Raw genomic sequence first — 20968 nt, 5'->3', positions numbered from 1 at the left:
CGTGCGGTGCGCACCAACGGGCGGGGAGTGAGACCGGCACGGTCGCCGGTCGGCTTTCACCGTCCCGAGGCTCCGGGCAGGGCGGCCACGAGAACCGTTCCGGTATCGGATTCGGTGATGTAGAGCTGTTCGGCTCCGCCGCCCGGATCGGGGCGCAGCGCGAGGTTGGTGCAGGTGGTGCCCGTCGTGGAACGAACGCGAGTCAGCAGCTCGCCGTTGGGGGCGAACACGAAGACCGACCCGAGCGACGCGTGCGCGACGAGCAGTCGCCCGGCGGTGTCGAAGGCCAATCCGTCCGGGCCGCTGGTGCCGAACAGCGAGACGAACCGGCCGACCTTCGACACCGTCGTGCGATCGGGGTCGAGCGGGGCGCGCCACACGGCGTTGTCCCGAGTGGCGGCAACGAACAGAACCCGCTCATCGGCGTCGAGGGCGAGCCCGTTCGGGCTGGGGACGGTGTCCAGCAGCACGTCGACACCGCTTCCCCGGACCCCGCCGCGCACCCGCAGGACTCGTCCGGTGGGGTCGTGCAGGCCGGTCAGGCCTTGGTCGGTGATGAAGATGTCGCCGCCGGTGGAGATCGTGAGGTCGTTGAAGCCCTTGAACCCGTCGATGTCCTCCGGGCCCAGAACCGTGCGCACCTGCCCGGTTTCGTCGAGGTGCAGCAGACCGTGCCGCTGGTCGGCGAGCAGGATCCGGCCCTCGTCGTCGATGCCGCAGCCGTTGGGCTGCCCGCCGTATTCGGTGAGTTGCGTCCAGGCTCCGGACGGGTCGACGCGGAAAACCCGCCCGAACGGTACGTCGACGAGCAGCAGCGACCCGTCACGATCGAACACGGGGCCTTCGATGAAGGAGTCGATGCACCGGCCGCCTTTATGGGTGTCGGCCCAAGCGCTGCGCTGCTCGGTTCGCCGAAAGCGTGCCGGCATCTCGAAGCACGGCTCGGCGTCGATCAGCAGCGGTGGTGTGTCGAGGTACATGGGGCTACCTGTGCTCTCGCGACGATGCGACGGACCGGTGGTCTGGGGCGGTCAGTGAATCGATGCGGATTGCTCGGCGGAATCGCCGCAGAACGTCCGAGCCTGCGCGGCGGCCGAAATCTGCTCTGGCGAGTAGCCGAGTTCACGAGCCAGCTCACCGGTGTGTTCCCCGGCGCGGGGAAGGTCCAGGCGCAGCGGTAGCCGGCGCCCGCCCATCTCCAGCGGCAGCGCGGGCAGCCGTGCGGTGCGCCCGTCGGCCAGGGTGACCTCGGTCAGCGCCCCCGTCTCGTTCAGGTGCGGATCGTCGAACAGGTCCTGGGGACGCTTGATCGGTGCGAACGGCAACCGGGCGGTTTCGCACAGCCGAACGGTCTCGTCCTGGGTGCGGGACCTGATCGTGTCGCGCAGCGTCGGCATGATCCGTTCCCTGGCCCCGACTCGCTGGGTGTTGGTGGCCAGGGTGGGGTCCTCGGCTAGGTGAGGCAGTCCGAACGCCGCACAGAACGCGCGCCACTGGGTGTCGGAGACGACGCCGATGAAGACCTTTTCGTCGTCGCCGGTGTCGAACACGTCGTAGACCGCCCACGCCGACAGCCGTGACGGCATCGGGTCGGCGGCTCGGCCGGTGACCGCGTACTGCGCCATGTGCTGGCCCACGAGGAAGACGTTGTTCTCGAACAACGAACTGCGCACCAACTGTCCGTGACCGGTGGTTCGGCGCTCGTAGAGAGCGGCCATGACGCCCATCGCGGCGAACATGCCGCCCATGATGTCGTTGACCGACGCCCCCGCGCGCAGCGGCCGACCGTCCGGGCCTGTCATGTAAGCCAGGCCGCCCATCATCTGCACGACCTCGTCCAGCGCGGCTCGATGCTCGTACGGCCCGGACAGGAACCCTTTGAGGCTGCAGTAGATCAGCCCGGGGTTCTCGGCGCTGAGCTCCTCGTAACCCAGGCCCAGCGCGTCCAAGCCGCCGGAGCGGAAGTTCTCGGTCACCACGTCCGCGGTCGCGATCAGCCGCTTGACGTACTCCAGTCCTTCCTCGGACTTGAGGTCCACCGCCACCGAGCGCTTGTTCCGGTTGAACATCGGGAAGAACCCGGCGCCCGAGCCCGGTAGGACCCGAGTCTTGTCTCCGTCGCCGACGGGCTCGACTTTGATCACGTCGGCGCCCGAATCGGCGAGGACGAGTCCGCAAGAAGGCCCCATGATCATGTGCGAGAACTCGACGACCCGCACGCCCTCCAGCGGTAGCCGTCCGGTCGCCACGTCCTGCGGCGCGCTCATGCGGGAATCTCCGCCATCTCGTCGGCGTAGCGGAACCCCTTGGTAAGCCCCGCGTCGGCGACGTGGCCGTAAAGCTGCTCACCCGGCAGGCCCTCGGAGATCACCGAGCGCCCCGCGATCAGGGCATCGAGGTCGACCCCGGTGCGCAGGCCCATGGACTCCAGCAGGAACACCAGGTCCTCGCTGACGACGTTCCCGCTCGCCCCCGGGGCGTAGGGGCAACCGCCCAAACCGGCGTGCGAGGAGTCGAACGTGCGCACCCCGGCGTCCAGCGCGGCCACGACGTTGGCCAAGCCCTGGCCTCTGGTGTTGTGCAGGTGGGCGCCGCCGGCACGCTCCCCGAGCTCGGACGACAGGCGAGTGAACAGTCGCCGCACCTGGGCCGGGTTGGCGTAACCGGTGGTGTCGGAGAGGCCGACCGAGTCCGCACCCGCCCGTGCGGCGTGCACCGCCAGCTCGATGACCCGATCCTCCGGCACCGAACCCTCGATGGTGCATCCGAACGCGGTCGACAGCCCGACTTCGATGTGCAGGTCGGGGTGTTCAGCCTTCAGCGCGGCGACGGCGACGACCTGCTCGACGGCCTGTTCGGGGCTCATGCCGATGTTCGCGCGGCTGTGCGATTCCGATACCGAGACCGGCATCGTCAGGGATCGGGCGCCAGCGGCCACGGCGTTGCGGGCACCGATCAGGTTCGGCACCAGCGCCAGCACGGTCAGGTCCGGAATCCGCAGCGCCTCGGCGACCACTTCCGCCGCATCCGCCATCTGCGGGAGCCGCTTCGGGGAGACGAACGAGGCGACCTCGACCTCCCGCAGCCCCGCCGCAGCCAGCGTCGCGACCCAGCGGTGCTTGGCCCCGGTCGGCATGGCTCGATCGATGTTCTGCAGACCGTCCCGAGGGCCGACCTCGCTTACCAGGACGTCCACATCAGACGTTCGAGACGCCCGTTCCGGAGTTCCCATTTGCTCGCCACCATTCTGTCTAGCAGACTACTAGTGCGGTAGGCAGAACGTTAAGAGCAGTGGGCGGCCGGAGTCAAGGGTGGAAGCGGGAGGATGATCGGCACCGGTCGTTCTGGCTGGCAGAATGTTCGGCGTTGGAGCGCAACGATGTCGCCGCGGTGCAGCCACTTCGCGACGAGGAGGGAACGCCGATGTCGACTGGGCAGCAGCCCAAGGAACAGCGGGTCGAGGCGGTCGAGCGAGCTCTGGGGTTGCTCGAGGCGTTCGCCGACGGGGCTGACCGGCTCTCGCTGGCGGACCTGGCCAAGCGCACCGGTTTCTACCGCAGCACCATCCTGAGGCTGGCCGCGTCACTGCAGCGCATGGGCTATCTCAACCGTGATGCCGACGGCTGCTATCGGCTCGGGCCGACCTTGTGGCGGCTCGGCTCCCAATACCAGCGCGCTTTCCACCTCGCCGACTACATCCGTCCCGCACTCGCCGACATCAGCGCCGAGACCGGCGAGAGCGCGGCCTTCTACGTCCGAGAGGGGGATCAGCGCATCGTGCTCTACCGCGTCAACAGCGACCAGCCCATGCGCCACCACCTCGACGAAGGGTCCGCACTTCCCCTGGAGCTCGGCGCAGGCGGACGGATCCTCACCGTCTACACCGGCGGCGACGACGAACACGCCGCACAGATCCGCCATCAGAGGTTCTACTTCTCCGACGGGGAGTGGAACCCGGAGACCGGCGCCGTCGCCGTCCCCCTCTTCGGCATGAACGGCGGCTTCGTCGGAGCGCTGGGCGTCGTCGGCCCTCGACACAGGATGAGCGCGCAACGATCCACCGAGATCAAGGACCTACTGCTGCGAAACGCCGAGAAGCTCACAGCGCAACTCGGCGGACACTGAAACCCCGATCCCCTCGTGGTCTTCCACGCTGGTCCGGCCATTCCGATTCGCGCTCGATCACCAGATCTCAGGGGTCCGTCCAGCCGCGACGCTCCCGTGGTAATTTCACCCGTCTCGCCGCGCGTTCCGTCCAGGACGGCGCCGGTGCTGCCGGTGCCGTGAACGGGCATGTTATGCATGGCCGTGCGAACTGCCGGTAGTGCTCGCTTTCCCTCTCGACGGGGAATTTTTGGCGCCTAGAGAACAGTTCGCCTGGCAGCACACCTCCACCGAGGCCGTCGGTCCGCTGCCACTGCGCGTGTCGGACGGACGCCGGTGCAGGTTTCTACGGGCGGTGTGCCTCTCCGGTGCACAATCCGGTAAAGCCGATATTGGCCTGTCGAGTGCTTTTCGCGGTCAGCTCACCCGAGATGGGGAACCTCCGAAGTCAAGGGGTCCAGCAACGGCGTGCTCGACTTCGAAGAACCGACCAAGAGCAGAAAAAGAGGGCCTTCGCAGTGTCTGACCTGCGAAGACCCTCTAGACCGTCGGGACGGCGGGATTCGAACCCACGAGCCCTTGACCCCCAGTGGGGGTCTATCGCTTGAACGGTGTTTTCGGCGGTGGTGGGTTAGTAGGTTTCCGCGGCTGGCCAGCGGTCGCTGAAGGTGATCGCGAAGGCGTTGATCACGGGTTTCCAGCGTTGGGTCCATCGTGTGCGGCCGGTGCCGGTGGGGTCCAGGCTACGGGTGACGAGGTAGAGGCACTTCATGGCGGCTTGTTCGGTGGGGAAATGTCCTCTCGCTCGGACTGCTCGCCGGTAGCGGGCGTTGAGTGATTCGATGGCGTTGGTGGAGCAGATCATTCTGCGGATTTCGGTGTCGTAGTCGAGGAAGGGGATGAATTCCTGCCATGCGTTGCGCCAGAATCGGATTATCGCCGCGTGTTTCGTGCCCCATTTGTTGTCGAGTTCGTCCAATGCGGCCTCGGCTGCGCGTGGGGAGGGGGCGGTGTAGATCGGCGTGAGGTCGCGTTTGAGTTCTTCCCAGTGTTTCCGGGATACGAGTCGGAATGAGTTGCGGATCAGGTGGATGATGCAGGTTTGCACGATGGTTTGCGGCCATACGTTGGCCACGACTTCGGGGAGTCCTTTCAGTCCGTCGCAGACGAGGAAGAAGACGTCTCTGATGCCGCGGTTTTTGAGGTCGATGAGCACGCTCATCCAGAACTTCGCGCCTTCGCCGCCGCCGTGGCCCGCTGTGAGGCCCAGGACGTCCTTGCGGCCGTCGAGGGTGACGCCGATGGCGGCGTAGACGGGCCGGTTGGCGACCTGGCCGTCGCGGACCTTCACGTGGATCGCGTCGATGAACACGGCCGCGTACACGGCATCGAGGGGCCGGTCGGACCAGGCTTCCATTTCCGTGACGACTTTGTCGGTGATGGTCGAGATCGTGTCTTTGGATACCGAGGCACCGTAGATATCGGCGAAATGCGCCGCGATCTCGCCGGTGGTGAGTCCTTTTGCATACAGTGACAGCACGATCTCGTCCACGCTGCCGATGCGGCGTTGGCGCTTTTTCACGATCTGCGGGCTGAAAGTGCCCTCGCGATCACGCGGCACGGCGATGTCCACCTCGCCTACCGCATCGGAGAGTACTGTCTTGGGGCGTGTTCCGTTCCTGATATTGCCCGAGTCCCTTGCGGGGTCAGTCCGATTTTTCTCGTGTCCGAGGTGTTCGGTCATTTCCTCGTTCAACGCCGTTTCCAGGACGTTTTTGGTGAACACTTTCAGTACGCCGTCCGGGCCGGTCAGGTCCAGCCCTTCCCGGCGAGCCTGGGAGATCATGGCTGCCGCAGCGGCCTGCTCCGGAGACAGCTGCCGATCTGAATTCTTCTCATTTTTGCGTGGGCTCACAGCATCCGATGCCATCAGTCACAGCGCCTTTCCCGCCGGAACCACGTCCGGCGCGTCAGGCCGAAAACACCGTCTGACCGACAGTCCCTTTCATTCACTCCGTTTTTGGTGGTGGTGTCGAGGTTGTGTGGTGGGTTCATGTGTTCTGGGCTGGTTTGTCGGTGGGTTTCGCTACGGTGCGTGCGTCCGATGTTACTGAGGGGGCTTGGGGTTGGAGTCGCGCGTGGTGGTGGAGGTCGAGGCTGACTTGCGGCGGTGGTTGGGGGCGTTGTGGGGGAAGTCCGCGTCGCGGGGTGGTGGGCGTCGGAACTTGTTGTTGTCGCACATGCTGGATACGGCGGCGGTGGCGGAGTGCTTGTGGGATGGGTATCTGCCTGTGGTGACTCGGGATCTTCTTGATCGTGTGGCGGGTGGTCCGGGGCGGGGGCGGCGATTTTTCGCGTGGTTGTGCGGGATTCATGATTGCGGGAAGGCCACTCCGGCGTTTCAGTGCATGGATGCCGACTGTGCCGAGGCGGTGTGGCAGGCGGGGCTGCGGTGGGATCGGTTCAAGGTCGGTCGTGTTCGGTGGCGGCACGACAAGGCTGGGGCGGTGTTGCTGCGCAGGGTTTTGCCTGACGAAGGTTGGGCGGACGAGCAGGTGGCGTGGGTGTGGCCGTTGGTCGCCGGGCATCATGGCCGGTTTCCCGGCGGGGGTGAGTTGGCGCTGCGTGGGGCCCGTTTGCGGGCGGTCCAAGTGCCGGATGCTGACTGGGCTGCAGCGCAGGCCGGGTTGGTGCGAGTGTTCACCGGAGAGGTCGGGTTCGGTGATGTGGCGGCGGTGCAGCCGTCTTCGGTGCCGTCGCGGGCGGAACAGTTGCAGTTGAGTGGCTTGATCGTGATGGCCGACTGGATCGCATCCCGCCTCGACGGTATTGACGGGCTGGAAGCGGTGAGCATGGACGCTGCCCGGCGCCGGGCGCGGGAGGTGTGGGCGGAGCTGGGTTTGCGCGGCGGCTGGGGGAAGTTGCCGGTGCCGGGCCCGGAGGTGTTCCAGAACCGGTTCGACAGGGGGCCTCGCACGTCGCAGTCGCTGGTGCTGGAGGTGGCGCGGAGGATGCCGGCGCCGGGGCTGATGGTCGTCGAGGCGCCGATGGGGGAGGGCAAGACCAAGGGCGCGTTGGGGGCTGCCGAGGTGTTCGCGGCGCGGTTCGGTGCGGACGGCGTGTTCTTCGGCATGCCGACGCAGGCGACGTGCGATCCGATGTTCATCCAGGTGCGGGAATGGGTGGAGCGCATCGAGCCAGGTTTGGGCAGTCAGGTCGCGTTGTTGCACGGCAAGCGAGCGTTGAACGCGCAGTGGCGTGCGTTGCTGGAGGCGGTGGCCGAGGACCCGGATGACGACTTCGGCACGATCGAGGAGGACGCGGCCTACGGTTTGCCACAGTCGGCTGGGTCGGATGGTGAGCGGCTCGTTCCCGCGGAGTGGTTCCTGGGCCGGTTGCGGGGTTTGTTGTGTCCGTTCGTGGTCGGCACGATCGACCAGTTGCTGTTCGCGGCGACGCGGACCAAGCACGTGATGCTGCGGATGGCCGGTCTGGTCGGCAAGGTCGTCGTGCTTGACGAGGTGCACGCTGCCGACGTGTACATGTCGCAGTTCTTGAAGGAAGGGCTGCGCTGGCTCGGCCAAGCCGGGGTTCCGGTGGTGTTGCTGTCGGCGACGTTGCCGCCGGCGCAGCGGGACCAGCTGCTGGCCGCGTACCTCTCCGGTGCCACCGGTGACGAGCACGAAGCGGTCGGTGTGCCGCGGGCCGCGGGCTATCCGAGCGTGACGGCGGTGTGGGCCGATGAGCACGGGAAACCCGCTCATGTGGTGGAGCACTGCGGCTCGTGGCGCGGTGATCTGCGGGTGCGGGTGAGCATCGCTGATGAACCTCCGGCGGCTTCTCGGGGCAGTGGCGACGTCGTTGCCGATCTGGTGCAGGAACGCCTTGCCGACGGCGGGACCGCGTTGGTCATCCACAACACCGTCGATCGGGTGCAGGAGACCTACAGGGCGTTACGAGCCCGGTTCGGCGCCGATGTCGGTCTGCTGCACGGGCGTTTGTCCGCCGCCGACCGGGCCACTCGCACCGCGGACAACCTCGCACTGCTCGGGCCCGAGGAAAACCACCGCCCAGCCCCGGGAGAGCGATGGATTCTCGTGGCTTCACAGCTGGCGGAGCAGTCGTTCGACGTCTCGACGGACCTGCTGATCACCGACCTCGCACCGATCGACTTGGTGTTGCAACGCATCGGCCGGTTGCATCGCCACGCCACCTCGCGGCCTGAGTCCCTGCGCGAACCCGAAGTGATCATCACCGGGTTTCAGGATCGCGGGAACGAGCCACCGTGGCTGCTTCCTGCCAGCGAAGCCATTTACGGCCGGATGCTGTTGCTGCGTACCGCGGCAACCGTTTTGGCGGCACGAGGTGGTACGTGGTCGATCCCTTCCGAGGTGCCGTCCTTGGTCGCCGAGGTCTACGAAGGGACCGAGCCCGTCCCCGCGGGGTGGAGCGATGCGGAACGGGATGCCGCGGACGAAGATCTGCGCGATCGGCGGGACCGCATCACGAAAGCGGAGCAGTTCCTGCTCACCCGTGTCGGCCACCACGGCGAACCAACCTTGGCAGGACTGCATCGTGGCGGCGCGGGCGAGCTCGGTGAACACCAGGCACGAGCCCTGGTCCGAGACGGCGACCCCAGCATCGAAGTCCAGCTGCTCACCCGCGATGACCGCGGCTACCGCACGATCAACGGCCGTTCCCTGGGGCTGAATGGAGATGCCAGCGCCGAGGTCCTCGACGACATTCTCGGTAGCACCGTACGGCTCCCGGCCAAGCTCACCACAGCCGCGGAAGAGGAACTCGCGCCGCTACCGGCGTGGCGAACGCACCCCTGGCTGGGCCACAGCCGCGCACTGGTCTTGCCGGCGAATGGTGGCGCGAGGTTGGGCGACCACCTCGTGGGGTACGACGGCTCGCTCGGGCTCGTCGTTGGCCCCAGGAAGGCTGGGTGATGATGAGATCGAGGTGGCCGCGGGCCGTGCCCGCGGCATCCCCGCGTTGCGGGGCCGACCTCGCGATCATGCTCTGCCATGGAGCATCCCCGAAAGCTCGGGGCGTGTGGGCTGCATTTAATCATGCCGTGTCACGGGCAGGCGAGAAGACCGTTCAAGAGGGGCAGCGATGATGCTTTGCCAGTTGATCGAGTACTCTGTGTCTTCGAAGATTGGCGCTAAGTGTTCGATGGAGGCATCGGTGGCCCAGGTTCGTAGGCAGTACTCGCCCAAGTTCCGGGAGTTCGCGGTGGAGGTGGCGACGCAGTCGGCGTCGCCGCTTTGCCGGGTGGCAGATGAGTTGGGAGTCAAGCGGACGACGTTGTCCAGCTGGATCGCCGCTGCTCGCCGTCATCAGGTTCAGACGCCGCGGTTGCGTGCACCGGAGGTGGCCGCGTTGCAAAAGAAGATCGAGCGCATCAGCGCTGAGCGGGATGCTCTCGCTCGCGTGCTGGTGCTGTGTGTGCAAGGGAAGGGGAGTGGTGGTGATCGAGTTCAACTTGATCGATGAGCCGTGGATTCCGGTTCGTACGAAGGCCGAGGGCCGGCTGGTGAAGGTCGGGATCGCCGAGGCGTTGCTGCGGGCCGAGGCGTTCTCGGATCTGGTCGGGGACGTGCCGACGCAGGTTCCGGCGCTGTTGCGGCAGGTGCTGCTGCCGGTCGTCGCTGACGCGCTGGGGTTACCGGCGACCTTCGAGGACTGGGGGCGCCGGTTCGCCGCGCACGCGTTCACCTCAGCCGAGCAGAAGGTATTGCGCGAGTACTTCGCCGCGCATCGGGACCGGTTCGAGGTCTTCGACCAGGAGCGCCCGTTCGGCCAGGTGGCCGGGTTGCGCACGGCGAAGGACGAGACGAAGTCGACGGCGCTGATGGTGGCGACGGCTGCTTCGGGCAACAACGTGCCGTTGTTCTCCTCCCGAACCGATGCCGATGTCTACCCGCTGGCGGTGGATGAGGCGGTGCGGTGGTTGCTGCACGTGCAGTGCTGGGACACCGCCGCGATCAAGAGCGGCGCGGTCGGTGATTCCAAGGTGAAGGCGGGGAAGACGACCGGTAATCCGACGGGGCCCTTGGGGCAGCTCGGTGTGTTGGTGCCGATGGGGGTCTCGCTCTACGACACCTTGCTCCTGAACACCCTGATCTGGTCCGGCCCGCGAGCCGGGAAACCTCAGTGGCGTGCGGAGAACGCGGCCTCACCGGAGTGGGACACGCGTCCGGCGGAGGGTTTGCTGGACCTGTGGACGTGGCAGTCCCGCCGAGTCCGGTTGATCCCGGAGGAGACCGGGGGCGGGGTGTGGGTGACGCGGGTTGTGCTGTCGGCGGGGGACCGGCTGCTGGAACTTCCCGACTACGAGCCGCATACCGCGTGGAAGCCCGTGACCGACAAGAAGGCCGCGGCAGGGGCGCGGCGCCCGCGGCGGCTGGCGTCGGGTAGGGCGATCTGGCGGGGCATGCAGGCCTTGCTGGAAGTCGAGCACGCGGACCGTGAGCACACCAGCGAGCTGCTGACCAAGCTGTCCGGACTGCGCGGCGAGGGCGAGATCGATGAGGACTACCCGCTGCGCCTGGAGGCATTCGGCGCGGTGTACGGGACGCAGTCCGCGGTCGTGGAAGACCTGCTGCACGACGCGATCCCGTTGCCGATCAGTGCTCTCGACCGGGACGGGGACGTGTTCGATCTCGTGGTCGAAGCGACCGAGCAGGCCGAGCAGTTGGAGAAGGCGATCAACGGGCTTTCGCAGGAGTTGCGCCGGGCGCTGCGGGCGGACCCGATCCCGTGGGACAAGGGGAATCGCCCGGGTTCGCTGGTGCTGCATGCTCTGGATCCGCTGGTCCGCCGGATGCTCGCCGGGGTCCAGGCGTCCGGAGGTGATCAGGACGTGGTGTGGCGCGGTCAGCTGGCGTGGGAGCTCAAAGCCTGGGAGGCGACCCGGCGCATCGCTGACCACGTCGTCGCCGCGGCCGGGCCGGGCACGTTCGGCGGGCGGGTCATCAAAGTCGGACCGAACAAGGTAGAGACGTTGTTCTCGCTGGGCACTGCCGAGGGCCGGTTCCGCAAGCGTCTCGCGGAGGCGTTGCCCCGGGCGGCCGAGCATCGCCTTCGGGCCGCTGCCGAACGTAGGGCAGTTGATGACGAGCGGGGAGAGGAAACGGCATGACTTCTGCACGCACCCGGCGCTATTGGCACCGGTTCATCGCCGATGACGGAACTTGGAGGAAGGACTCCTCCGAGCGCGAGCGACGACCGGTCCCGCAAGACCTCGCTGTCTTCCGTTCCGGCTTGGGCCGCGAAGCAGGTGCGGTGCCGAAGTTCTGGCCGTACTACACCACTGCGGTGACCGACGACGATGCGTACCGCGATCGGCTTCCCGATGAGCTTCTCGCCGAGCATGCGGCGCTGGCGCTGTTCGGTCGGCATCAGCAGAGCAAGGACACCCCGATGCACCGGCGCGGTGTCGGGCTCGGCGCGGCGTGGTTGGTGTTGCGGCGCCGTACTGACAAGTTCAGCGCGGAGGCGCTGGACCGGAAACTCACGGTCGCGGCGGCGTCGACGAGCGTGCCGGTGCTGCGCACCCGGTTGCGCGGGCTGATCGATCAGCTGCGCACCGTCGATCAGCCGCTGGATTACGACCGGCTGTTGTGCGACTTGCGGGACTGGGCTGACCCGTCCCGTCGCGACACGGTTCGGAAGCGCTGGGCGCTGGGCTACCGCATCTGGTCCACCGATCCGGCCATCGAACTCGAGAACTGATCTGCACCCTTCCTTTTTTGATTTGGAGTGATCGTGACCTCTGCACGGACCTACATCGATCTGCACGTCTTGCACACCGTGCCCCCGGCAAATCTCAACCGGGACGACAACGGCGATCCCAAGGAGGCATTTTTTGGTGGGGTGCGCCGCTCGCGGGTGTCTTCGCAGGCGTGGAAGCGCGCGACCCGAGCGTTTTTCGCCGAGCACAATCCGGACGGGGACCGGGCGATGCGGACCAAGAAGATCGCCGAGCAGCTCACCCGGCGGCTGGCCGAGCGCGCCTCGCTCGACACGGAGACTGCCGCACGGATCGCGACCTCCGCCTTGCAACCGCTGGACATCAAGCCGGGCAAGAAGGCAGGGGAGACCGCATACCTGCTGTTCTTCGGTCACGCCCAGCTGGACGCGGTCATCGATCTGTTCGTCGACGACGTCGCCGAGCTGTGCGAGCTCGGTGATGAGGACCTGGCGGCACGGCTCAAGGACCTGCCGGTGCAGCAGACCCTGAACCAGGGCCACCCGCTGGATGTCGGCTTGTTCGGCCGGATGGTCGCCGACATCCCCGCCCTCAACGTCGACGCCGCGACCCAGGTCGCCCATGCCCTCTCCACCCATGCCGTCGAGCTGGAGATGGACTACTACACCGCCGTCGACGACAAGCAAGTCGACAGCACCGGTGCGGGCATGATCGGCACCGTCGGGTTCAACTCCGCGACCTTCTACCGTTACGCCACCGTCGGTCTGCACCAGCTCGAAACCAACCTCGCCGACCCCGCAGCGGCTCGCGACGGGATCCGCCTGTTCACCGAGGCGTTCGCCCGATCGATGCCCACCGGCAAGGAGAACGCCTTCGCCCACCACACCAGGCCTACCCTCGTGGCGGCGGTGATCCGAGGGGACCAACCGGTCAGTCTGGTCTCCGCGTTCGAGAAGCCCGTGGCGAGTACCAGCGGCATCGCGGCCACCTCCGCCCGCCGCCTCGCCGAGGAGCACTCCCGCTCGGTCGCCCAGTGGGGAGATAACCCCCTGTTCACCGGTGTCTGCCACACCCTGGACCCCGACTCGCCCGAGGCCGGCAAGGTCGGAGAGGCGTTCGGGGACAACCGCACCTTCGCTGAGCTACTCGACGCCGTGCAGGCCCACCTGCCCGCCGTGCAGGAGGTGGCATGAGCCCCGAGACCTCCCCGCAGTCGGTGCTCCTGCTACGGCTGGCGGGACCGATGCAGTCGTGGGGCGACCGCAGCTCGTTCAACCGGCGCGAAACCCGGCCCGAACCCACCAAGTCCGGACTCGTCGGCCTGCTCGCCGCAGCGCTGGGCCGACCACGCGGGGCCGACCTCACGGACCTGGCCGGTTTGCGTTGCGGAGTGCGGGTGGACCAGCCCGGCACCGTGTTGCGGGACTATCACACCGCTAGCGACTACCGTGGCGTGCCGCTGCTGCAAGCGGGAGTCTCGGCCAAGGGCGTGCAGAAGCCGACGTCCCCAGCGAAACCGACCCACGTGACGCACCGCTTCTACTTGCAGGACGCGGTGTTCGTGGCCTCGCTGGCCGGGGATCCCGAGTTTGTGGCGTCCCTGGCCGATGCGGTACGCCGTCCGGCGTTCCCGCTCGCGCTGGGACGCCGCAGCTGCACGCCGACGCAACCGCTCGTGCTCGATGTGCGCCCCGGCGCGCTCGAAGCCGAGCTGACCAGCGAGCCCTGGCACGCCGCAAGGCACGCACGCCAGGTGTATCGGCGTAGGCAGGGCGGAACCGTCGCCGAAGTGGATCTCCCGGCGACGTTCGACGACGAAGACGGCACCGACGTCGTCAACGACCTGCCACTGTCCTTCAACGTCCGCGACCGCCGCTACAGCACCCGCCGCGTCCGCCACACCTGGCTGACCGTGCCCACCGGTGAGACCACCGTCGGCGGTGCCGCGGCCGCGTCCTCCCACGACCCCTTCGCCCTGCTGGGTTGGTGACCCGACATGCCCTACCTTTCCCGCATCCGCATCAACCACCTGCGCCCGGCCAGCCAACGGCTGCTGGCCAACCCGCACGTCACCCACGGCGCCGTCGTCGGGGGTCTCGCTGAGATCACCGGCACCGAACGGCCGCTGTGGCGGTGGGACACCGACCACGCACAACGTCCCCACCTGACCGTGTGCACACCGTCCAAACCGGATTGGTCGCACATCACCGAGCAGTACGGCTGGCCCGATGCGGACGGAGACCATGTCCTCGTCCGCGACTACAGCCCGCTTCTCGAACGCCTGGCAACCGGGCAGGAATACGCCTTCCGCGTCACTGCCAACCCCGTCCAGAACATCCCACCGTCGCAAGGGGACATTGCCGAGCACCGCGGAGAGAAGAAGATCCGTTCCCGCCGAGCCGGACATCGCACCGCCGGACACCAGTGGCGGTGGTTCCTGTCCCGCGCCGAAGGTTGGGGATTCGAGGTCCCACCCGCACCGTTGCCACCCACCGAACGAGAGGGAGACGATCCGGCTGCGGCGGTCGATCTGCGCATCACCCACCGACAGCGCCTCGCGTTCGACAAGAAGGGCAAGTCGGTCGTGCTGACCATCGCCTCCTTCCACGGCCGCCTGCGCATCACCGACCACGACCGGTTCACCCACCACCTGACCAACGGTTTCGGCCCGGCCAAGGCCTACGGCTGCGGATTGCTCACTCTCGCCCCGGTTACCGGAAACGGGTGCTGAAGTGGCCGACATCTGGTGGAAGGCCCATCCGCAAGACCTCCACCGGCTCACCGACCGAGTCTCGAGCGTCTACATCGAACGCAGCCACCTCGACCGCGACGAGAACGCCATCGCCATCATCAACAAACGCGAAACCGTGCGCCTTCCGGCCGCGCTCGTCGCCGTCGTGCTGCTCGGGCCGGGAACCCGCGTCACCCACGGTGCCATGCAACTGCTCGCCGACTCCGGCACCGCGGTGTGCTGGGTCGGCGAACAAGGAGTGCGCCTCTACGCAGCAGGCCTCGGCCCCAGCCGCGGCGCCGCCCTGCTGCATCGCCAGGCCTGGCTCGTGAGCCGGCCTCCGGAGCGGCTGCGCGTCGCACGCGCCATGTACGGCATGCGTTTCCCCGGCGAAGACGTCACCGAACTGACCATGCAGCAACTCCGCGGCCGCGAAGGCACCCGCGTCCGCAAGCTCTACAGGCAGCACGCCGAACAACATGACCTCGCCTGGCACGGCCGCGTCTACAAACCCGGCGACGCCTTCGCCGCGGGCGACGACCTCAACCGGATGCTCTCCGCAGCCAACACCGCCCTCTACGGCATCTGCCACGCCGTCATCGTCGGTCTTGGAGCGAGCCCTGGCCTTGGCTTCGTCCACACCGGAGCGGCGACGTCGTTCGTCATGGACATCGCCGACCTCTACAAAGCCGACTACACTATCCCGCTCGCGTTCGAACTCACCGCCGCCGGACTAGTGGAAGAACGTGATGCCCGGACCGGCCTACGAGACAAGATTGCCGAGACGAACCTGCTGACCACGATCGTCCGCGACATCAAAACCTTGCTGCTCCCCGAAGGAGAGGAACCACCGGACTCCGATGCCAACCACCTCTGGGACGAACACGCAGGAACCGTGGCGGGCGGGGTGAACTGGGGAGTGTTCGACGAAGACTACGACACCGAATTCACCGAACCCCACCTCGACGACCAGCACATCGCCGTCATCGGCCCCGAGCTCGACACACCGACCGGCAAAGGCCGACCATGACGGTCGTCATCCTGATCGCCGCACCCGAAGGGCTCCGCGGACACCTCACGCGATGGATGGTCGAAGTCCACGCCGGCGTTTTCGTCGGCAACCCCAGCCGCCGCATCCGCGACCGCCTCTGGGAACTCCTCGCCGACCGCATCCGCGGCGGCCAAGCCATCCTCGTCGAACAAGCCCCCAACGAACAAGGCTGGGCCGTCCGCAGCGCCGGAACCGACCGATGGCGACCCGTCGACTTCGACGGCCTCATCCTCTCCGCCCGCAACCGCCACACCCCAACATGATCCATTCCAGAAACGCACTAAACGAAAACCGCGTCATCCGCCAGTAAATCCGCAGGTCAACAAGTGTCGGCCCCGCGCACGCGGGGATGCTTCCCGTGGCGCGTAGAGCGCGACGGCCTCTCCTGCGTCGGCCCCGCGCACGCGGGGATGCTTCCACATCATGCATATCCTGCTCATGGGACACATAGTCGGCCCCGCGCACGCGGGGATGCTTCCAGCGCACCGGCGGCCGCGGCCGGGTGTGGGTCGTCGGCCCCGCGCACGCGGGGATGCTTCGCGGGTGCAGTACCGCGCCGAGCGCTACCGGGCGTCGGCCCCGCGCACGCGGGGATGCTTCGCAAACCGATCGCGTACTGGCTCTCACCTCGCGGTCGGCCCCGCGCACGCGGGGATGCTTCGGCGGCGAACTCGGTGTGAGCAAAAGGAAAGCGGTCGGCCCCGCGCACGCGGGGATGCTTCCTTCGCCACGGCGACGTTCGAGCGAGGAATGATGTCGGCCCCGCGCACGCGGGGATGCTTCGATCATGAGGACGAGGTCTTTCGGGGGGTATGCGTCGGCCCCGCGCACGCGGGGATGCTTCTATGACTTGTGGTTCCTGTGGGCGTGCCACGCGGTCGGCCCCGCGCACGCGGGGATGCTTCGCCGGACACGAAGGGGCCCCCGCCAGGTACTGGGTCGGCCCCGCGCACGCGGGGATGCTTCGGCAAGAAACCCAAGTCGATGACCATGGACCAGGTCGGCCCCGCGCACGCGGGGATGCTTCGCTCGACCGGTCGGCGGATGGAACGGGGGCACTGTCGGCCCCGCGCACGCGGGGATGCTTCGGACGGCGAGGTCGTCGTCCATGTCGAGATCAAGTCGGCCCCGCGCACGCGGGGATGCTTCAACGGGGTGGACGCTCGGACCGCTCGGCCCGGACGTCGGCCCCGCGCACGCGGGGATGCTTCACCGGGACTGCTGACCCAGCTCATGCGTACCGCGTCGGCCCCGCGCACGCGGGGATGCTTCCGCCGAGACCGCCGAGACCGCCGAGACCGCCGAGACCAGCGCGAAGAACCCGTCGGCCCCGCGCACGCGGGGACGCATTCAGTGCTTGGGAGGCCACCGAGTTCGACCGTGCGCACCGCGCGTGCGGTGATGGTCCCAGCATTTGGGGTAGAGGCGGTCGTACAGGGCAGGGGCGGGAGTCTTATTGCGATTCCTGCCCCTGCCCCTGTGCCCCGGCTGGGTTAGCTGACTACTCGGAGGCTGGGTGGGGTGTGAGCACGCCAGGCGCTGGGGAGGTAGTTGATCGGGGTGGTGGTGATGGTGGTGGTCCAGCGTTGTTGGAGGGCGTCGATGAGTCGGCGTTCGAGGACGGGGCCGGAGTGTGAGTAGGCCTCGCGGATGTCGTCGTCGAGGACGTGGCCGAGGCGACGGGATTGGGCGATTTCGGGGATGTTGTCTTCGATGAGCCAGGTTTTGTGGCTGTGGCGGAAGCCGTGGAAGGTCAGGCCGGTTTTGACCGGGTTGATGGGGATTGTCGGGTCGGTGAGGTGCTGGTTGCCGTCGGCGGCGGGTCGCATGGCACGGCGGGAGAAGTTGGATCTGCGGGGGTGTTCGTTCTCGGCGGTGACGAACACGAACGGTGAGTGGTGGCTTGCGAGGTGGTGACGGAGTAGTTCGACGAGGAAGGGCGGCAAGGTGATGGTGCGGGCGGATTCGGCGGTTTTGGGTGGTCCGAGGCTGAAGTGTCCGTTGATTTCGTGCAGCGCTCCGTTGTCGGGGTGGATGACGACGTGGGCGTCGTCGAGGTGGGTGTTGTGGCGTTGCAGTCCGCAGAGTTCTCCCCAGCGTGCGCCGGTCCAGGCGGCGGTGATCTGTAGTGCGGCGGCCCAGGGGCCGACCAGGGCTGCGGTGTTGTCGGCGACGCGCACGACTTGGTCAGGGGTGGCCCAGATGCGCTCGGTGCGTTTGGTGCGTCGCCGTTGTCCGCGTCGTCGGGTGCGGACAGGGTTGGCGGGGATGAGGCGGTCGTCGGTGGCGTCGGCGAGCATCATCGACAACACCTTGGTCATGGTGGACACGGTGGCGTCGGCGTAGCCGCGGGCGCGCACTTTCTTGGCCCAGGTGGCGACGCCGCTGGTGGTGATGTCGGACAGGGCGGTGTGGCCCCAGCGGGGCAGGATGTGGTGTTTGAGCAGGCTGCGATATTGGGACTCGGTATTCGCGGCGACATCGAGGGCGCCGAGCCAGTCCACGCTCCACTCTTCGAGGGTGAGTTTCCCGGCTGACGGGTCGATCCAGATTCCTTTGCGTTTGTCCGTTTTGATCGAGTCGGCGTAGTCGTCGGCTGCTTTCTTCTTCGGGAAGCCGTTGACGGATCCCAGGGTTCCGTCATCTTTCTCGTATCGAACCCGCCATGAATTCGGTCCGCGTTGTTCGCTCCATGCCATGTTTTGCTCCGGGATGTTTGTGGATTTTGACGAACCGATGGACGCTCGTTGTGTAGCGAAGCGCCAGTGTGTATGACTGGATTCACCCGAATGGATAATCGTCAGGGGTGTGCGCGTCGGGGCCTTCCGTGTCGTGCCGGGGGAGTGGTCTCGCCTTGGTTGATGATCGAGCGGATGTCGTGTTCGGAGAAGCGAAGGTGTTTCCCTAGGAATGTGCATGGGATCGTGCGGTTCCCGGCTTTCCGTCGCAACCAAGACTCTTTGATCGTCAAGAGGTCCGCGGCTTGCTTCGGTGTATAGAGAAGCGTCGATGGCGGGGTATCTAACTTAAATTCCTTGCTGTCGGACATAAGTTCGTCCCTCTGGGGATTCGAATATCGGAGATTTGGCCGCGGTGCATCGTGCGGTGTTTTGGGTTTCAGTGGGGATGCTTCGCTGCTGGTTGCTTGGCAGGTTGGTCGGGTGTGCGGAAGAGGAGGACGTCTTCGTGGGCGATGAGGTGCAGCGGGAGTCCGGTGTCGCGTTGTTTGCGGATGAAGTCGCGTTGGAAGAAGCTGCCTCGTGCGATGAGTTCGGTGTCGGTGGCGCGGGCCAGCAGTGCGACGCAGCGTTCGGTGGGGATGAGTCCGGCTTGTTGCCCGCAGCTGAGGATTTGGGAGGGGAGGTCGATGAGTTCGGAGTGTTCTCTCCAGGGTCGCAGCGTGATGGCGATGTGTCCGCCGGGTTTGAGGAATGCGCGTAGGGCGGCGAGGATGCGGGTGAATCCGGCGAGGAGTCGATGGTGGCCGATGTTGGCGAGATTGCCGCGGTCGAGGGTGTTGCCGTAACGGTGGTGGAACTTCTGCACGGTCTTGTTCGGTTTGGTGATGACCTGGCCGTGGACTGAAGGGCCGTAGGGCGGGCTGGTGACCGCGAGGGAGGCTTGGCTGGCGTACTCGATCGGCAGTAGTGAGCCGAGTTGGCGGGCGTCTCCGGAGTAGACCTCGCCGTGGTGGGGGGCGCCGTCGTCGGCGGCGAGGGCGAGGTTGTCGCGGGCGACCTGGACCCAGTGGGGTTCGTATTCGACGCCGACCGCGTGGCGTCCGGCGTGGAGGGCTTCGACGAGGGTGGTGCCGATGCCGCACATCGGGTCGAGGACGAGATCACCGGGCTGGGTGTAGTGGGCGATGGCGTGGGCGGCCACCGCCGGGAGCATCTTCGCCGGGTGGGCGGTCGATTCAGGGGTGTAGCGGTGTTTGCGCTGGGAAGCAGGCGCCGACTGCGCCGTCGCCCACACCGACACCCCCGAGGGTGAAGCGCTGTCGGTGGCGTCGGGGTGCTGGGGTTCGGACATGGCGGGGGCCTTCCTGTCGTCGGGCTCGGAGCTCTGGTGCGTGCTCACGGGTGTTCGCCGTCCGCGTGGTCGGTGGGCTGGGCGAACACGAGCAGGTCGGAGTGGATCCGTCGATGCGGCGCCACCCGCCCGGTCCGGCCTTCGGCGGTGGAGTTGGGCGTGGCGGTCTCGGTTGAGGTGAGGGGGTGGCGGTGCAGGGGTGTGTGGAGGACGACGAGGTGCTGGAGGTAGAGCAGGTCGGCGTTCTGCCCGGCCGCCACAACCGATCCGGTGGGATCGACCAGCACCCCGTCGTGTTGGTTACTGTGGGTGAGCACGGCCAGCGTGCCGCCGGTGCGGAGACGACGTGCTGCGTGCAGGGCGACGAGATCGGTCACCGCGTCCCCGGAAGCCTTGGGATCGAGGCTGGTGATGATCAAGTCAAGATCCGCATCGGACACGTCGGCAGCCAGGCCACACACCGCATCCGCGGGCTCCGGGGTGAGGGCGGTGTGGTGGGCGTCGGGAGCGATGAGCCCGTCCCAGAACGGCCGTGACACGGCCCTCGCCGCGGCCGTGCCGGGGCTGGGGACTTGGTCGAGGACGGCGACGCGACCGGTTCGGTCGATCGCGGCAAGGGCGTCGTCGGCCTGCTCGTCAAGTTCGGGGGTGTTCTCAGTGGTCTCCGTGCGTGGCCAGGGCAGCAGGCCGACTCGGGCGCCGGGCTCGGTGAACGCTGTGGTGATTTGCCGGATGAGCGCGGCAGGCCAGGCCAGCGCCGGGTCAACGGGGGCGGTGGGTGCCCACACCGAGCTCGGGATCGCCGCGGCGGCCTTGCCGCGCGGGCTCTGTTCCCGGCGCCGCCGGGTGGTGGCGGGACGTGCGTGGTGCGGGCGGGTGCGATCCGGTGCGCCGGGGTACGGGCGGGGGTCGGTACCGCGCGGGAGCCGGTTGCCGGGGGTGTGCGGTCGAGGCATCGCAGGGTCCCTTTCTCGGGTCGGATGAATGCCTGTGTTGCTGTGGCACCCCTGAACTCCGAAAAAACGGCCCCGATGGAACACGGCCGCGCCGACTTTTTTGTTTTCTTCCGCTGTTCCGCCTTGAGTGACGGCGGTCCGAATGCGTTGTGTCCTCCGGGGGTGGGGGTCCGGGGGTTGAGCATGGGCAGGTTTCCAAGATTCTTCGCGAAAACTTGGAAAAATCTTGGTGAGTCAATTGTGCGGGAGTGTGCGAGATCTGGTGGGCAGTCAGCGCGGCATCGGTAATGTCACTAACAACGCAGCGTATGCCGTGTACCGGCGATCACCGGTGATCCAGTGCGGCAGAGGGGCGAGGAGCGCGGTGTGATCTT

The 20968-nt window shown here is 67.1% G+C and carries 18 protein-coding genes and 1 CRISPR repeat array; of the genes, 10 read left to right on the top strand and 8 right to left on the bottom strand.

Features of this window, described 5'->3' with window-relative positions; genetic code table 11:
* Positions 1 to 56 precede the first annotated feature (56 nt).
* Genes BJ969_RS17690 through BJ969_RS17680 form a run of 3 tightly spaced genes read right to left on the bottom strand, consistent with a single transcriptional unit; the run spans position 57 to position 3232 of the window.
* Complete coding sequence (locus BJ969_RS17690; protein ID WP_184480049.1) at positions 57 to 980, bottom strand: SMP-30/gluconolactonase/LRE family protein; 924 nt, start codon at positions 978 to 980, stop codon at positions 57 to 59.
* A 51-nt stretch (positions 981 to 1031) separates the two neighbouring features.
* A complete protein-coding gene (locus BJ969_RS17685; RefSeq protein ID WP_184480046.1) occupies positions 1032 to 2267 on the bottom strand; it encodes a CaiB/BaiF CoA transferase family protein in 1236 nt (411 codons plus the stop codon).
* Positions 2264 to 3232 (bottom strand): hydroxymethylglutaryl-CoA lyase, encoded by a 969-nt coding sequence (locus tag BJ969_RS17680; RefSeq protein ID WP_184480044.1) that lies wholly within the window; start codon positions 3230 to 3232, stop codon positions 2264 to 2266. The genes BJ969_RS17685 and BJ969_RS17680 overlap by 4 nt, the downstream gene beginning before the upstream one ends.
* A 134-nt stretch (positions 3233 to 3366) precedes the next feature.
* Between BJ969_RS17680 and BJ969_RS17675 the strand changes: the two genes are divergently transcribed.
* Positions 3367 to 4125: an IclR family transcriptional regulator gene (locus BJ969_RS17675; RefSeq protein WP_184480042.1), complete on the top strand. Its 759-nt coding sequence runs from the start codon at positions 3367 to 3369 to the stop codon at positions 4123 to 4125.
* Positions 4126 to 4735: 610 nt separating this feature from the next.
* On the opposite strand, the gene BJ969_RS17670 is transcribed toward BJ969_RS17675, so the two are convergent.
* Positions 4736 to 6019 (bottom strand): IS256 family transposase, encoded by a 1284-nt coding sequence (locus BJ969_RS17670; protein ID WP_425503606.1) that lies wholly within the window; start codon positions 6017 to 6019, stop codon positions 4736 to 4738.
* Between the two features lie 223 nt (positions 6020 to 6242).
* On the opposite strand from BJ969_RS17670, the gene cas3 reads away from it, so the two are divergent.
* The 9 genes from cas3 (at position 6243) to cas2e (ending at position 15869) form a co-directional block, all read left to right on the top strand.
* Positions 6243 to 9056 (top strand): CRISPR-associated helicase Cas3', encoded by a 2814-nt coding sequence (gene cas3, locus BJ969_RS17665; protein WP_343071463.1) that lies wholly within the window; start codon positions 6243 to 6245, stop codon positions 9054 to 9056.
* A gap of 241 nt (positions 9057 to 9297) precedes the next feature.
* On the top strand, positions 9298 to 9606 hold the full coding sequence (locus BJ969_RS17660) for a transposase (protein ID WP_184480038.1): 309 nt from the start codon (positions 9298 to 9300) through the stop codon (positions 9604 to 9606).
* Positions 9581 to 11254: a type I-E CRISPR-associated protein Cse1/CasA gene (gene casA / locus BJ969_RS17655; protein WP_343071462.1), complete on the top strand. Its 1674-nt coding sequence runs from the start codon at positions 9581 to 9583 to the stop codon at positions 11252 to 11254. The genes BJ969_RS17660 and casA overlap by 26 nt, the downstream gene beginning before the upstream one ends.
* Positions 11251 to 11847, top strand: a complete 597-nt coding sequence (gene casB / locus BJ969_RS17650; RefSeq protein ID WP_184480034.1) for a type I-E CRISPR-associated protein Cse2/CasB — start codon at positions 11251 to 11253, stop codon at positions 11845 to 11847. The genes casA and casB overlap by 4 nt, the downstream gene beginning before the upstream one ends.
* Before the next feature lie 27 nt (positions 11848 to 11874).
* Positions 11875 to 13017, top strand: coding sequence for a type I-E CRISPR-associated protein Cas7/Cse4/CasC (cas7e, locus tag BJ969_RS17645; protein ID WP_184480031.1), 1143 nt, complete (start codon positions 11875 to 11877; stop codon positions 13015 to 13017).
* On the top strand, positions 13014 to 13814 hold the full coding sequence (gene cas5e / locus BJ969_RS17640; RefSeq protein ID WP_184480028.1) for a type I-E CRISPR-associated protein Cas5/CasD: 801 nt from the start codon (positions 13014 to 13016) through the stop codon (positions 13812 to 13814). The genes cas7e and cas5e overlap by 4 nt, the downstream gene beginning before the upstream one ends.
* A gap of 6 nt (positions 13815 to 13820) precedes the next feature.
* Positions 13821 to 14555, top strand: a complete 735-nt coding sequence (gene cas6e, locus BJ969_RS17635) for a type I-E CRISPR-associated protein Cas6/Cse3/CasE (protein ID WP_184480025.1) — start codon at positions 13821 to 13823, stop codon at positions 14553 to 14555.
* A gap of 1 nt (position 14556) precedes the next feature.
* Positions 14557 to 15585 (top strand): type I-E CRISPR-associated endonuclease Cas1e, encoded by a 1029-nt coding sequence (gene cas1e / locus BJ969_RS17630; RefSeq protein ID WP_184480022.1) that lies wholly within the window; start codon positions 14557 to 14559, stop codon positions 15583 to 15585.
* The gene (gene cas2e, locus BJ969_RS17625) at positions 15582 to 15869 is read left to right on the top strand and encodes a type I-E CRISPR-associated endoribonuclease Cas2e (RefSeq protein ID WP_184480019.1); all 288 of its coding nucleotides are present in this window, start codon (positions 15582 to 15584) and stop codon (positions 15867 to 15869) included. The genes cas1e and cas2e overlap by 4 nt, the downstream gene beginning before the upstream one ends.
* 65 nt (positions 15870 to 15934) lie before the next feature.
* A CRISPR array of direct repeats spans positions 15935 to 16957; the repeat unit is 28 nt; unit sequence GTCGGCCCCGCGCACGCGGGGATGCTTC.
* Positions 16958 to 17099: 142 nt separating this feature from the next.
* On the opposite strand, the gene BJ969_RS17620 is transcribed toward cas2e, so the two are convergent.
* The 4 genes from BJ969_RS17620 to BJ969_RS30190 all read right to left on the bottom strand — a co-directional run bounded on the left by BJ969_RS17620 (position 17100) and on the right by BJ969_RS30190 (position 20426).
* Positions 17100 to 18305 carry a tyrosine-type recombinase/integrase gene (locus tag BJ969_RS17620; protein WP_184480016.1) on the bottom strand — a complete coding sequence of 402 codons (1206 nt, stop codon included), beginning with the start codon at positions 18303 to 18305 and terminating at the stop codon, positions 17100 to 17102.
* 101 nt (positions 18306 to 18406) lie between these two features.
* Positions 18407 to 18655, bottom strand: a complete 249-nt coding sequence (locus BJ969_RS30850; RefSeq protein WP_184480013.1) for a helix-turn-helix domain-containing protein — start codon at positions 18653 to 18655, stop codon at positions 18407 to 18409.
* 68 nt (positions 18656 to 18723) lie between these two features.
* Positions 18724 to 19638 (bottom strand): TRM11 family SAM-dependent methyltransferase, encoded by a 915-nt coding sequence (locus BJ969_RS17610; RefSeq protein WP_184480010.1) that lies wholly within the window; start codon positions 19636 to 19638, stop codon positions 18724 to 18726.
* A gap of 44 nt (positions 19639 to 19682) precedes the next feature.
* On the bottom strand, positions 19683 to 20426 hold the full coding sequence (locus tag BJ969_RS30190; protein ID WP_343071461.1) for a hypothetical protein: 744 nt from the start codon (positions 20424 to 20426) through the stop codon (positions 19683 to 19685).
* Positions 20427 to 20968 lie beyond the last annotated feature (542 nt).

The organism is Saccharopolyspora gloriosae (assembly GCF_014203325.1).
Classification (GTDB): Bacteria; Actinomycetota; Actinomycetes; order Mycobacteriales; family Pseudonocardiaceae; genus Saccharopolyspora_C; species Saccharopolyspora_C gloriosae.
This window is presented reverse-complemented; position numbering and strand designations above follow the sequence as displayed.

Excerpts from the sequence above, each read along its gene's own strand:
- cas2e (WP_184480019.1), top strand. The coding sequence starts at position 15,582 with ATGACGGTCGTCATCCTGATCGCCGCACCCGAAGGGCTCCGCGGACAC.
- BJ969_RS17680 (WP_184480044.1), bottom strand. The coding sequence starts at position 3,232 with ATGGGAACTCCGGAACGGGCGTCTCGAACGTCTGATGTGGACGTCCTG.
- BJ969_RS17610 (WP_184480010.1), bottom strand. The coding sequence starts at position 19,638 with ATGTCCGAACCCCAGCACCCCGACGCCACCGACAGCGCTTCACCCTCG.
- BJ969_RS17685 (WP_184480046.1), bottom strand. The coding sequence starts at position 2,267 with ATGAGCGCGCCGCAGGACGTGGCGACCGGACGGCTACCGCTGGAGGGC.
- BJ969_RS17690 (WP_184480049.1), bottom strand. The coding sequence starts at position 980 with ATGTACCTCGACACACCACCGCTGCTGATCGACGCCGAGCCGTGCTTC.
- casB (WP_184480034.1), top strand. The coding sequence starts at position 11,251 with ATGACTTCTGCACGCACCCGGCGCTATTGGCACCGGTTCATCGCCGAT.
- BJ969_RS17620 (WP_184480016.1), bottom strand. The coding sequence starts at position 18,305 with ATGGCATGGAGCGAACAACGCGGACCGAATTCATGGCGGGTTCGATAC.
- BJ969_RS30850 (WP_184480013.1), bottom strand. The coding sequence starts at position 18,655 with ATGTCCGACAGCAAGGAATTTAAGTTAGATACCCCGCCATCGACGCTT.
- cas5e (WP_184480028.1), top strand. The coding sequence starts at position 13,014 with ATGAGCCCCGAGACCTCCCCGCAGTCGGTGCTCCTGCTACGGCTGGCG.
- cas6e (WP_184480025.1), top strand. The coding sequence starts at position 13,821 with ATGCCCTACCTTTCCCGCATCCGCATCAACCACCTGCGCCCGGCCAGC.